Origin of the sequence: Delftia tsuruhatensis, assembly GCF_903815225.1 — a bacterium.
GTDB classification, from domain to species: Bacteria; Pseudomonadota; Gammaproteobacteria; order Burkholderiales; family Burkholderiaceae_C; genus Comamonas; species Comamonas tsuruhatensis_A.
This window is the reverse complement of record NZ_LR813084.1, coordinates 2,863,426-2,875,476: the sequence shown is the minus strand read 5'-3', so window position 1 is coordinate 2,875,476 and position 12,051 is coordinate 2,863,426. Positions and strand designations below refer to the sequence as shown.

14 protein-coding genes are annotated in these 12,051 nt (G+C 67.2%); 8 read left to right on the top strand and 6 right to left on the bottom strand.

All coding sequences use genetic code 11. From position 1 onward, the window contains the following. Positions 1-41: 41 nt before the first annotated feature. A complete protein-coding gene (locus L1Z78_RS13065; RefSeq protein ID WP_234641911.1) occupies positions 42-917 on the bottom strand; it encodes a helix-turn-helix transcriptional regulator in 876 nt (291 codons plus the stop codon). A gap of 181 nt (positions 918-1,098) precedes the next feature. Then, positions 1,099-1,269, bottom strand: a complete 171-nt coding sequence (locus L1Z78_RS13060) for a hypothetical protein (protein WP_234641910.1) — start codon at positions 1,267-1,269, stop codon at positions 1,099-1,101. 194 nt (positions 1,270-1,463) lie between these two features. On the opposite strand from L1Z78_RS13060, the gene L1Z78_RS13055 reads away from it, so the two are divergent. Continuing rightward, entirely contained in the window at positions 1,464-2,075 is a 612-nt protein-coding gene (locus tag L1Z78_RS13055; protein WP_234641909.1) for an IMPACT family protein, read from the top strand. Between the two features lie 93 nt (positions 2,076-2,168). Here the strand turns inward: L1Z78_RS13055 and L1Z78_RS13050 are convergent, their stop codons facing one another. Then, positions 2,169-3,746, bottom strand: coding sequence for an EAL domain-containing protein (locus L1Z78_RS13050; protein ID WP_234641908.1), 1,578 nt, complete (start codon positions 3,744-3,746; stop codon positions 2,169-2,171). Here L1Z78_RS13050 and L1Z78_RS13045 point away from each other — a divergent pair. Beyond that, a complete protein-coding gene (locus L1Z78_RS13045; protein ID WP_234641907.1) occupies positions 3,709-5,133 on the top strand; it encodes a dihydrolipoyl dehydrogenase in 1,425 nt (474 codons plus the stop codon). The genes L1Z78_RS13050 and L1Z78_RS13045 overlap by 38 nt on opposite strands. A 31-nt stretch (positions 5,134-5,164) precedes the next feature. On the opposite strand, the gene L1Z78_RS13040 is transcribed toward L1Z78_RS13045, so the two are convergent. After that, positions 5,165-6,970, bottom strand: a complete 1,806-nt coding sequence (locus L1Z78_RS13040; RefSeq protein ID WP_234641906.1) for an ABC transporter ATP-binding protein/permease — start codon at positions 6,968-6,970, stop codon at positions 5,165-5,167. Positions 6,971-7,257: 287 nt separating this feature from the next. Between L1Z78_RS13040 and L1Z78_RS13035 the strand changes: the two genes are divergently transcribed. Further along, the gene (locus L1Z78_RS13035; protein ID WP_234641905.1) at positions 7,258-7,869 is read left to right on the top strand and encodes a chromate transporter; all 612 of its coding nucleotides are present in this window, start codon (positions 7,258-7,260) and stop codon (positions 7,867-7,869) included. Next, a complete protein-coding gene (locus L1Z78_RS13030) occupies positions 7,866-8,474 on the top strand; it encodes a chromate transporter (protein WP_234641904.1) in 609 nt (202 codons plus the stop codon). The genes L1Z78_RS13035 and L1Z78_RS13030 overlap by 4 nt, the downstream gene beginning before the upstream one ends. Positions 8,475-8,535: 61 nt before the next feature. Here L1Z78_RS13030 and L1Z78_RS13025 read toward each other — a convergent pair whose 3' ends face one another. Both L1Z78_RS13025 and L1Z78_RS13020 read right to left on the bottom strand, forming a co-directional pair. Beyond that, positions 8,536-9,309 carry an SIR2 family NAD-dependent protein deacylase gene (locus tag L1Z78_RS13025; RefSeq protein WP_234641903.1) on the bottom strand — a complete coding sequence of 258 codons (774 nt, stop codon included), beginning with the start codon at positions 9,307-9,309 and terminating at the stop codon, positions 8,536-8,538. 67 nt (positions 9,310-9,376) lie between these two features. After that, complete coding sequence (locus tag L1Z78_RS13020) at positions 9,377-10,015, bottom strand: TetR/AcrR family transcriptional regulator (protein WP_234641902.1); 639 nt, start codon at positions 10,013-10,015, stop codon at positions 9,377-9,379. Positions 10,016-10,158: 143 nt separating this feature from the next. On the opposite strand from L1Z78_RS13020, the gene L1Z78_RS13015 reads away from it, so the two are divergent. From L1Z78_RS13015 to L1Z78_RS13000, 4 genes are read left to right on the top strand one after another with little or no spacing between them, the layout of a single operon-like run. Next, the gene (locus L1Z78_RS13015; protein WP_234641901.1) at positions 10,159-10,662 is read left to right on the top strand and encodes a VOC family protein; all 504 of its coding nucleotides are present in this window, start codon (positions 10,159-10,161) and stop codon (positions 10,660-10,662) included. A gap of 41 nt (positions 10,663-10,703) precedes the next feature. After that, positions 10,704-11,126, top strand: a complete 423-nt coding sequence (locus L1Z78_RS13010; protein ID WP_234641900.1) for a VOC family protein — start codon at positions 10,704-10,706, stop codon at positions 11,124-11,126. A gap of 37 nt (positions 11,127-11,163) precedes the next feature. Next, positions 11,164-11,547, top strand: a complete 384-nt coding sequence (locus L1Z78_RS13005; protein ID WP_234641899.1) for a VOC family protein — start codon at positions 11,164-11,166, stop codon at positions 11,545-11,547. A gap of 8 nt (positions 11,548-11,555) precedes the next feature. Then, on the top strand, positions 11,556-12,032 hold the full coding sequence (locus tag L1Z78_RS13000; RefSeq protein ID WP_234641898.1) for an SRPBCC family protein: 477 nt from the start codon (positions 11,556-11,558) through the stop codon (positions 12,030-12,032). The last annotated feature ends 19 nt before the right edge of the window (positions 12,033-12,051 follow it).

The window sequence follows — 12,051 nt, the reverse complement described above, 5'->3', positions numbered from 1 at the left end:
CGGATGTCCCCATATGGCGACAACCCCGGCGAGCGCCCCACTCAGTCCAGAGACTGGGGCTCCATCAGCAGGGCGAACAGTTCCCGCCGGCCCTGCACGCCCAGCTTGGCGCAGACTCGCTTGAGGTAGGTCCGCGCGCTGGCCAGCGTGATGCCCAGCCGCTGCGCGGTGCGGCCTGCATCCAGCCCCTCGACCACGCAGCGCACCACATCGAGGTCGCGCTGGGTGAGCCCGGGAAAGCGCCGCGCCAGGCGCGCAAGTACCAGCCCCGCCAGATCGTCCTGCAGTGCCTGGCCGGCATAGTGCAGGCGCATGGCCTGCATGACCAGGGGTGCAAAGGTCTCGATGCGCGCAATGGATAACGCATCGAAGCAGCCATGCTCTTCGCCCCGATACAGGTTCACCGCCAGCCAGCGCCCCCCGGGCTGCAACGCCAGAAGAGACAGCCGTTCCACCAGGCGAGGCAGGACGTAGCAGACATGGCGATACTCGGGATGGCTGACGTCCGAAGGCCGCTGGCGATGCAGCCAGACACGCGCAGCGGCATGGGGCTGTCGCTGCTGACGTGCCAGTTCGGCCTGCATGATGCGCCGGGCACCATCCAGCGGATAGAAGCGCTCGCTGTAGTCCTGCGAGATCATGGGCAGCGCCCCAGTCCGTGCGCGATCGCCCAGGCCCACGATGCGTGGACGCGCACGCCCCTGGAACGAAAAAATGGTGCACTGCGCCAGCGGCACATGCCGACCCAGCAGGCGCAACAGCTGCTCGGCCACCTCGTCGCTGCCGCTGCTGCGCCCCAACTGCTCCAGCAACGCCACCATGTCGGCCAACGCCACCGGCAGGCTGGACTCGCCTGCGGTGGCAGGCGTCAGCAGCCATTGGCCACGCCGGCCTGGCTCCTCTGCATCAGTGTTCATGGCGGATACGGCAAGCCTGGCGGGATGGACCCGCGACGCGAACATGAAAAAAGCCGGCGCTTGCGCCGCCGGCCTGTGGTTGGAAGACGAATGATAGATGTGTGGCAATGCCGGACCGAAGAGGCCAGCCTCTGGACGGCAGCACCGTGGCTGCGCAAGGCCGGGCCTGCGCCCGGCCGACCTACCATTCGCCCACGTTGCGAATGCGCTGGTCCAGGTCTGCCGGGATGGCGCTGGCTGCGCCCTCGTGGGCCTGGCCTGCGTGCTCCAGGGCCATGGGCGGCGGAGTGAAATGATCGCGGCCGAAGGTGTGTTCGGCGAGAACGGGATCGTGGGAAGGTGGGGTGTTCATGATGGCGCCTCCTTGACAGAAAGCTTACTGCGAATTGCTCGCTATTTCTGTAGGACAAACATGTATGTACTACCTTGCAGCTGAAATGCGACAAGGTACGCATGCTCACAAATAAGGAGCAATCTGTAATAAAGGCGTAATGAAGCAATGCATCCGTCCCACTGCAGGGGGATCGGGTAAGCTTGCCGCCCTCCATGCCACAGACACTACGCGCCCCGGCGCACAGCGAACTCCTCATCAAGAAAAGCCGTTTCATCGGCTGCGTGCAGCCCATGGCCGATCGCGCCAGCGCCCAGGCCGTGGTCGAGGCACTCAGGCGCCAGCATCCCGGGGCTGCCCACGTCTGCTGGGCGCTGCTGGCGGGCGGGCAATCGGCAGCCGTCGATGATGGCGAGCCTGGCGGCACGGCGGGCCGGCCCATGCTGGATGTGCTGCGCCACCAGGATCTCGAAGGTGTCCTGGCCACCGTGGTGCGCTATTTCGGAGGCGTCAAGCTGGGCGCGGGCGGCCTGGTACGCGCCTACACCGATGCCGTGGCCCAGGCCTTGCTGACGGCCGAGAAAATGCCCCTGCAACGCATGCAGCCGCTGCGCTGTGCCGTGCCATATGCCCTGGAAGGCCTGGTACGCCGCGAGGTCGAGGCCGCAGGTGCCGAACTGCTGCAGGTCGAGCATGGCTCACTGGTCCGGTTCGATCTGCGGCTGCCCCAGGACCAGGTGCCGGTTTTCGTGGCACGGCTCAACGATGCAGGCCAGGGCCGCGTGGGATGGCTGGAGTTGCACGACGTCGGCCTCCTGCCCGGCTGAGGACGCAACCGGGCAACGACCTGCCTCACCCGGCCAGCGGCACAGACCCGGCCCGGGACTCAAAGGTGCACGGCGGAAATGGGCACAGGCACGCTACGCCCTGGCAAGGGCCATCGTCTGCACCTGTTCCAGCCGCATCGGCCTGGCAAGGAAATAGCCCTGCGCCAGATCCACGCCCAGGCTGGCCAGGGCCTCGAATTCCTGGGAGGTCTCCACGCCTTCGGCCACCACCACACTGCCGATTTCATGCGCGAAACTGGTGAGTCCCTTGGCCAGTGCACGGCGGCTGCGGTCGGCATGGACGTTGTGCGTGATGCTCATGTCCAGCTTGATCATGTCGGGCTGCAGGCACAGGATGTGGCGCATGCTGGAATAGCCTGCGCCGGCATCGTCGACGGCCAGCGTCGCGCCACGGCGCCGCAGCGGCGCCAAGGCCTCGGCCAGGGCATCGTAGTCGTCGACCGCCGCGTGCTCGGTGATTTCCAGCGTCACGCGCGAGATGTCGTACTCCACCCCGAGCCGCCGAGGCAACTGGCCCGACAGGATGAGCTGGGGCGAGCAGTTGACCGAGAGATGCCAATGCGCGGGCAGGCGCAACAGGGCACCCAGCGCGATGTCGATCGCGTGGCGCTCCAGATCCAGGCCCATGCCGACTTCATGGGCCGCCTTGAACCATTGGTCCGGCGGACGCAACGGCTCCAGATCGAAGCGAGACAGGCATTCGAATCCATGCAGCTCGCCGGTGGCAATCGTGTAGACCGGCTGGAATACGGGGCGCGGCATACCGCCATCCATGGCGCTGCGGATTTCATCGGCCACCCTGTCGAACGTCTGCTGGGCTGCGGCAGCCGCTCCGAAATGCATGCCCAGCAACTCAGAGAATGCACGCAGCATCAGCATGTCAGGCCAACCCAGCCGGTCGTTGGGCTGATGGCTGAAACAGCACAGCGTGCCATACAGGCGATCGCCGTCCAGGCGAATGGGAGTGCTCAGATGCGAACCAATGGGAATGGCATGCGTTTCAGGGATCTGCAGTGCAGCGGCGACCTTGGAGGTATCGGGAATGAATTCGGGCAATTGCCCATTGACCACTTTCTGGCAATAGCCCTCGTTGAGCGGAATCTTCTGGCCCTTGAACACGGTGCCGGGGGAGTTCTCGTCCACATGCTCCAGCACCCGATCCACGCCGAGAAACCGTGCCACAAAGGCCACATCCATGCCCAGATGCCGCCGCACGACCGACAGCACGCGGTCGACCCCATCCAGCTCGAGGCCGTATGCCAAAAGTTTGCCAAGAGGTGCGGTGGAGCTTCTTTCAGGCATGATTTCGAAGACCCACTCTAGCAGGGCATTTTGCTCATTCAAATTCCCTTTGACTATGGAGCAGGCATTCTCAAAAGCAAAAAACCACAAGAATCCAGGATGACATGAATGGCCCGCGCCATGGAATTTCAAGAAGGCATTCCACCGCCTCTTGATTCCATCGGGCCGACCCGCTGCGATGTCCACCGCGTCGGCTTCCTGGCAGCCCGCGTTTTCGGCACTTGGCCTACGCCTGCCACCGCCGCACGCATGCAGACTGGCCGGCATGCAAACGGCGCCCGCCGGGGCGCCGCGATCAAAGGATGCCCGCATGAAGAACCCGCCCACCACCGCATCGGACGTGATCATCGTTGGTGCCGGCTCCGCCGGACTGTCGGCGCTGCGCGAAGTGCGCAAGCACACCGAGCATTTCGCCATCGTCAATGACGGGCCATGGGGTTCGACCTGCGCACGGGTGGGCTGCATGCCCTCCAAGCTGTTGATCGAGGCAGCCAATGCATTCCACGCACGCCAGCACCTGGAGGCCTTCGGCATTCGGGGCGCGGACCAGTTGCGGCCGGACCTGCCTGCCGTGTTCCGGCGCGTGCGCAAGCTGCGTGATGAATTCGTGGCCAGCACGCTGAAGTCCACCGAGGGACTTGCCGAGCGGGCGGTGCAGGGCCGCGCTCGCCTGCTGGCGGCCAACCGCATCGAGGTCAATGGCAAGGTGCTGGCAGCGCGCAAGCTCATCCTGGCGCCGGGGTCCAGCCCCGTGGTGCCCGAGGACTGGAAGCGCTTCGGCAAGCGCATCCTGACCACGGACACGCTGTTCGAGCGCAAGACGCTGGGCCCGCGCGTGGCCGTGGTCGGCCTTGGCCCCATCGGGGTGGAGATGGCGCAGGCCCTGGCACGGCTGGGGCTGGAAGTCACGGCGTTCGGACATGGCCCCAGGATGGCAGGGCTGACCGACCCGAACGTCACCGACGCGCTGCGCCATCTGCTCGAACGCGAGATGGCGGTGATCACCGACCATGAGGCAGAACTGAGCAAGGGACCGGATGCCAGCATCGTCGTGCACGCCGGCGACACCCGTGTCGTGGTGGACCATGTGGTGGCCGCCATGGGCCGCCGCCCGCAGTTGCAAGGCCTGGGCCTGGAGACGCTGGGCCTGCCGCTGGACGAGCATGGACTGCCCCCCCTGGACCCGCAGACGCTGCAGGTGGGCGACCTGCCGCTGTTCCTGGCAGGTGACGCCAACGGCGAGCGCGCGCTGCTGCACGAAGCCGTTGACGAAGGCCATATCGCCGGTGTCAATGCCATGGCTGAAACACCGGCATGCTTTGAGCGCCGCACCAGCCTGTCCATCGTCTTTTGCGCTCCCAATGCCGCCGTGGCGGGCCAGCCGATGAAGGCCTTGCTGGGACAGGCCTTCGTGGTCGGCCGGGCGGACTTCACCCATCAGGGCCGCGCCCGGGCCGCGCAGTGCAATGCAGGCCTTCTGCACGTGTTCGTGGACAGCGCGAGCGCCAGGCTGCTGGGCGCCGAGATGTGTGCCCCGGCGGGCGAGCATCTGGCCCACCTTCTGGCGCTGGCCGTGCAGCAGCGGATGACGGTGCATGAGCTGCTGCGCATGCCCTTCTACCACCCCGTGCTGGAGGAGGGCCTGCGCACAGCCCTGCAGGATGCTGCACGCCAGTTGCATGGACAGTCGCCGGGCGACCTGGGTGCTTGCGAGCCGCTTGCCATGGACGATTGATACGGGTCGGCACGCGCCGCGCACGGCCCGCTCAGGCCTGGGGCTGCCCCTGCGACAGCGTCCACCCACCCCTGCCATCGACCTCCAGCCAGTCGGTGTGAAAGCCCGCCAGCGTGCTGCGGTGGCCCACGCTGACCAGCATGGTCTCGCGCATTTCCTCGCGCAGCAGCGTGTAGACGGCATGTTCGAGCCCCTCGTCCATGGCCGAGGTCGACTCATCGAGGAAGACGATGGCCGGCCGGTTGAAGAGCACGCGCGCAAAGGCCAGGCGCTGCTGCTCCCCGATGGACAGGATGCGCGACCAGTCCTGCTGGACATCGAGCCTGTCGGCCAGGTGCGCCAGGCTGACCTGGCGCAGCACCCGTGCCAGGAGCGCATCGTCCCGCGGCGAGGCCTCGCCCGGATAGGCGATGGCCGTGCGCAGATCGCCCAGCGGCAGATAGGGGCGCTGCGAAAGGAACAGGGCCTGGTGGCCGCCCGGGCGGCCCACCGTGCCTTCGGCGTGCGGCCAGAGCCCGGCGATGGATCGGAGCAAGGTGGTCTTGCCGCTGCCTGAAGGGCCCCTGATCAGCAGCGCCTGGCCCGGCACGAGCCGGAGTTGCAGGCCGCTGAGCAGGTGGTGGCCGTCGGGGCGGCTGACCTGCAGGTCTTCGATGTCCAGCGCGCCAGGCAGCTCGCGGTGAGCCACCCGGGGCAGCTCGCGGGTTTGCGCATTGGCATCCAGAAAGCCGCACAGGCGGTCGAGGGCGGCGCGGTACTGGGCAAAGCTGTCATACGAGGTACGGAAAAAGGACAGCGCATCCTGTACCTGGCCAAAGGCCTGCGAGGTCTGCATCACATCGCCGAGCTTGATGGCGCCGCTGAAAAAGCGCGGCGCCTGCAGCAAAAACGGGAAGACCACGGCCACCTGGTTGACGGTCAGGTTGAAGCCATCGAACTTCAGGCTGCGGTAGACCAGGGCCCAGACGTTGGCGATCAGGGCCGAGAAGCGCGCCAGCAGCGTGTTGCGCTCGATGGCGGCGCCCTGGTAGAAGGCGATGTTCTCCGCATACTCGCGCACGCGCACCAGGGCGTAGCGGAAGTTGGCGGTCAGCCTCTCGTTCAGGAAGTTCAGCCGGATCAGCGGCCGGCCCAGGCGAAAGGCAATCAGCGTGGCGATGATCACATAGATGTAGACCGCGAAGACCATGGCCCGAGGGACTTCCACGCCAGCCACGGCGATGGGGGCCGACAGCCCCCAGAGGATGCCCGTGAATGCCACCAGGGAGACCACGGCGCTGACGGCGCCCAGCGCCAGGGTGAGCGAGCTGGAGACGAAGGTGTTCACATCCAGCTCGATGCGCTGGTCGGGGTTGTCCACCGGGTCGTCCAGAAAGTGGCTGCGGTAGTAGGCGTCGCCATCCATCCAGTCGGTGGTCACGCGCTCGTTGAGCCAGACGCGCCAGCGGATGCGGAACGACTGGTTCACGTAGTAGTTGAACAGCTCGCGCAGCACGTGGATGGTGGCGAGCACCGCGAAAATGCCCAGGAAGCGCCAGAAACCCTTCTGGTCCAATTCCTGGAGCGCGCTGTAGAACCCGTTGTACCAATAGGAAAACAGCACGTTCATGCGCACCGAGACCAGGGCCAGCACCAGCAGCAAGGTGAACACGAGCAACGGCCACCAACTGCGCCTCGGGTGCAGGAAGGGGCCGGCCAGCTGCCAGAACTGCCGCCCCCAGCGCGTGAACCGCACCACCAGCAACGCCACGGCCGCGAAAGCCACGACGGTGATCACTGAGGCAACGGCCAGCCAGGCCAGGCTTTCCTGCAGTGCCTTGCTCCAATCCATGTCCATGTCGGAGATCCTCGGGTTGTGTGGGTGAAAGGAATCTACTCCTGTTCCGGCAGGCCGGCGGGAAGACCGGGGCGCATGCAGGCGACAGGCCATCTGCGCTTGCCATGCCCCCATCGCCGTTGCCGATGGGGCGGCTGCCGGCAAGGCCGCCGCACGGGATTAACATGCGATGCGTGCCGCCCCAGCGGCGGGCACGCAGACAGGACCAGCCCCACGGTCCCATGACCATGACAACAAGCGATGCCCTCCCCGGGCCCTGCCCGGACGGCCCTGACACACGCCCGACCATGCCCGCATCGCCGCACCCGGCCGCCCAGCCCCACGATCCTGTCGATGCGCCTGCGCCGCGCCCGGCCCCGGCCAGCCTGCGCGACCTGTTCTGGTCCTTCACCTGGCTGGCCCTGCAGGGCTTCGGCGGCGTGCTCGCCGTGGTGCAGCGCGAACTGGTGGAAAAAAAGCGCTGGCTGACCAATGAGGAGTTCGTCGAGGACTGGGCCGTCGCCCAGATCATGCCCGGCCCCAACGTGGTCAATCTCTCCATCACCATCGGCGAGCGCTATTTCGGCTGGCGCGGCGCCGTCGTGGCCGTCTGCGGCATGCTGTGCTTTCCCATGCTGCTGGTGCTGACGCTGACCATGATCTATTCCCAGCTGGCCGACCACCCTGCCGTGGCCGGGGCACTGCGGGGCATGGGCGCCGTGGCGGCTGGCCTGGTGGCCGGCATGGGGCTGAAGCTGACGTCCACGCTGGCACGCCACCCGCTGGGACGCTGGTGCAGCGCGGCCTTGGCACTGGCCTCATTCATCGCCATGGCCGTGCTGCGTGTTCCGCTGGCCTGGACACTGCTGGTGGTGGGCGGCGCCGGCTGCGTGCTGACCTGGAGAAAGCTCTCGCCATGAACGCGGCGCACCAGATTGTCCTGAACCTGCAACCGGCCGACTGGCTGCAACTGCTGCTGTACTTCCTCTCACTGTCGCTCATGGCCGTGGGCGGAGCCATCGCCACGGCGCCCGACATGCACCGCTTTCTGGTGGATGGCCATGGCTGGCTCAGCGAGGCGCAGTTCAGCTCCTCCATCGCCATTGCCCAGGCCGCGCCCGGACCCAATGTGCTGTTCATTGCCCTGCTGGGCTGGAACCTCGGGCTGAACGCGGGCGGCGGAGCCGGCCCCCTGGCCTGGGCCTCTGGTGCGCTGGGCGTGGCCGTGTGCATGTTCGGCATCCTGCTGCCCAGTTCCCTGCTGGCCTGGCAGGCCTCGCGCTGGGGCCAGCGCAATCGGGACCGACGCGGCGTGCGTGCCTTCAAGCAGGGCATGACGCCGCTGGTGATCGGCCTGCTGCTGGCCACGGGCTGGCTGCTAGGGAGCGCCAGCGGACGTCCCGCCCAGGACTGGCGGCTGTGGCTGCTGACACTGGCCTGCGCCCTGCTGGTCTGGCGCACGCGCATCCATCTGCTGTGGCTGCTGGGCGCAGGTGCGCTGCTGGGGGCCATGGGCTGGGTCTGAGCCCTCCGGCCTTGCCCGATGGCGAAGGCGGGCGCCGACCGGGATGGCGCCGCCAGCCGGCTCAGTCCGGCGCCAGCAGCAAAGGCAGCCATGTGGCGGCCGGGCCGCGCAGGCACTGGTGCGCCACAGGGTCCAGCTCCGATGGCGCGGTGTTGACCACCAGCACCTGGGCGCCGCTGCGGCGCGCCAGCCGGGCCAGGCCGGCCGCCGGATAGACGGCACCCGAGGTGCCGACCACCAGCATCAGATCGCACTGCCCGGCGGCCCTCTCGGCCTCCTTCCAGACGGCAGTTGGCAGCATCTCACCGAACCAGACCACGGCTGGGCGCACCTGGTTGCCGCACACGGGGCAGGACGGCGGCTCGCCGGGCGCCACCTGCCCCAGGTCGCAGCAGGGGCGCGGACGCTCCAGCCAACGGTCGCGCATCAGCTCGCCATGCAGGCAAAGCACCTCGGGACTGCCGGCACGCTGGTGCAGGCCATCCACGTTCTGCGTGACCAGGGTCATGCGCCCCGGGTTCGCCATCGCCCACCGGGACAGCGCCATGTGGCCTGCATTGGGCTGCACACGCGCCACGGCCTCGCGCCGGTGCCGGTACCACTGCCAGACGCGCTGCGGCTGGGCACGGAAACCTGCCTCGCTAGCCATCTCCTGTGGATTGAACTGCGCCCAGTAGCTTCCCTGGTCGTCACGGAAGGTCGGCACACCGGACTCGGCGCTGATGCCAGCGCCCGTGAGCACGGCCACATGGCGGGCCTGCGCGATGCGCAGGCGCACGGCCTGCACCTGTGCATCATCGGGGCCGGGCAAGGGAGGGGAGATGGGGTCTGGCATCGGGGCATTCGAGACAATGCGCCATTGTGCGGCAGCCCCGGCCTTCCCGCGCCGCAGCGCCACAGGCTCAGATGCCTTTTTCCACCATGTCGAGCAGGCGCAGCGCCAACGCCTGGCGCTGCTGGGGTGGCGCATGGCGCAGCGGACCATCGATGGCCAGCAAGGCCATGCCGTGCACGGCCGACCAGGCCAGGAATTCGGCGCCCGGGCGCCGCTGCACCGGCAACACGCCCGACTCGACCATGCTGTCCAGCGCATGACTGAGCAACTCGAAGGGATTGAACCCCATGGACGCCGCGCGCGTCGCATCGGGGGGTAGATCCACGTCGAACTCCGTGGACGCGAAGGCCGTACGGAACCAGCCGGTCTCGCGCTGCGCAAAACCCAGGTAGCCACGGCCCACGGCGGCCAGCAGGGCCCGTGAACGCCGCACAGGATCGGGCAGCGCCCTGGCCTCGGCCATCTCCGCCTCCATCGCCGATGCCAGCGCTCCCAGCGCGGCAGCGCGCACGGCATCGAACAGCGCCTGCCGGTTGGCGAAGTGGCGGTAGGCCGCGTTGGGCGCCACCCCTGCCCTGCGCGTGGCCTCGCGCAGCACGATGGCCTGTGGCCCTCCTTCACGCGCCAGCGCAAGGCCGGCCTCGACCAGGGCCTGGTGCAGGTCGCCGTGATGGTATGTCTCACGCCTGACATGTCGCCGCGTCACTGTTTTCTTCCTTCGGTCCGACCGATTTCCGGCCAACGCATTTACAGCTTGACACCGCCTGATGTGGACAGCGTCCATTTACATGCCTAGTATATGTGGACGGCGTACACACAGTTGGAAAAACTGGAACAAAGGAGACAGCCATGGCCTTGCACACCGGCCGCATCCAGCCCTGCCTCTGGTTCGACAACCAGGGCGAGGCGGCGGCGCGCTTCTATACGGAAATCTTTCCCCGCTCCCGCATCGGGGCCATCGCCCGCTATGGCGAAGCCGGCCACGACATCCATGGCAGGCCGGCCGGCAGCGTGATGACCGTGCAGTTCGAACTCGACGGCCAGCCCTTTCTCGCACTCAACGGCGGGCCGATGTTCCGCTTCAACGAAGCCATCTCGCTGATGGTCAGCTGCGCCACCCAGGATGAGATCGACCACTACTGGCAGCACCTGGGCGACGGCGGCGACCCCGCCGCCCGGCAGTGCGGCTGGCTCAAGGACCGCCATGGCCTGTCCTGGCAAATCGTTCCCGCGCAGATGGCCAGCTGGATGGGAGGCCCCGACATGGCGGCCTCCCAGCGCGTGATGCAGGCGCTGCTGGGCATGCAAAAGCTCGATATCGCGGCCCTCGAACGCGCCCATGCGGGCCGCTGACCGCCCCCTCCCCTCCCACCCCCCGTTCCCAGGAGTGATCCATGCAGTTCATCCCCTACCTGAATTTCAATGGCAATTGCGCCGAGGCCTTCGCCTTCTACGCGCGCCTGTTCGGCGGCACCATCGTGCACCAGAGCACCTTCGCAGAGACCCCTGGCTTCGAGCAGATGCCCGAGGCCGGCAGGAACCTGATCATGCATGCCCACCTGCAGATCAAGGACCAGGCGCTGATGGCCTCGGACGCCACCGACAACTGCGGTGGCGGCGGGTACCAGCAGGCCCAGGGCATGTGGATTTCGATCGGCGTGGACGACGCCGCCGAAGGCGGCCGCATCTTCAACGCGCTGGCAGAGGGTGGCAAGGTGACCATGCCCTTCCAGCCCACGTTCTGGTCCCCGGGTTTCGGCATGGTGACCGACCGTTTCAACACGCCCTGGATGGTGAACGTCAGGGGCGAGGCCTGAACGGGCCCTGCAACCGCATATCCAACGAGGAGTCCCCATGAAGTCCAATCCCGTCGTCTGGTTCGAGATCCATGTGCAGGACATGGCGCGTGCGCGCCGGTTCTATGAAACGGTGTTCGATGGCACGCTTGAGCATCTGCCCTCGCCCGACGGGTCGGACAGCTACGAGATGCTGTCCTTCCCCATGGAGATGACAGGGCCCGGCGCGGGCGGAATGCTGGTACGGATGGACGGTGTGCCTCACGGCGGCGGTGGCACCCTGGTCTATTTCGGCTGCGAGGACTGCGCCGTCGAGCAAGGCCGCGTCGAGGCGGCGGGCGGGCGCATCGAACAGCCCAAGTTCTCCATCGGTCCCCACGGCTACTGCGCGGTCGTGGTGGATACCGAGGGCAACCGCGTCGGCCTTCACTCCATGCAATGAGCACCACCATGACCACACGAGACATCCCCGAACACGCCAACGATCTGGTGCTCACGCGCCTGTTCGACATCTCCGCCGACCGGCTGTACCGCTGCTGGACCGAGCCGGCGCTCATCCAGCAATGGTTTGCGCCAAGGCCGTGGACCGTGTCGCGCGTGGACAACGATGTGCGCCCCGGCGGCCACAGCCTCATCGTCATGCGCAGCCCCGAGGGCCAGGAGATGCCCGGCAGCGGCGTCTATCTGGAAGTGGTACCAGGCCGCCGCCTGGTCTTCACCGATGCCTTCACCGAAGGCTGGGTGCCGGCCGACAAGCCCTTCATGACGGGAATCGTCAGCTTCGACCCCGAAGAGGGCCGCACGCGCTACACCGCGCGCGTGCGCCACTGGTCCGCGGCCGATCGTGCCCGGCACGAAGCCATGGGCTTTCACAGCGGCTGGGGCCAATGCGCGGACCAGTTGGCGGAACTCGCGGCCCGGCTCTGAGGCCGGCCTTTCACCAGGA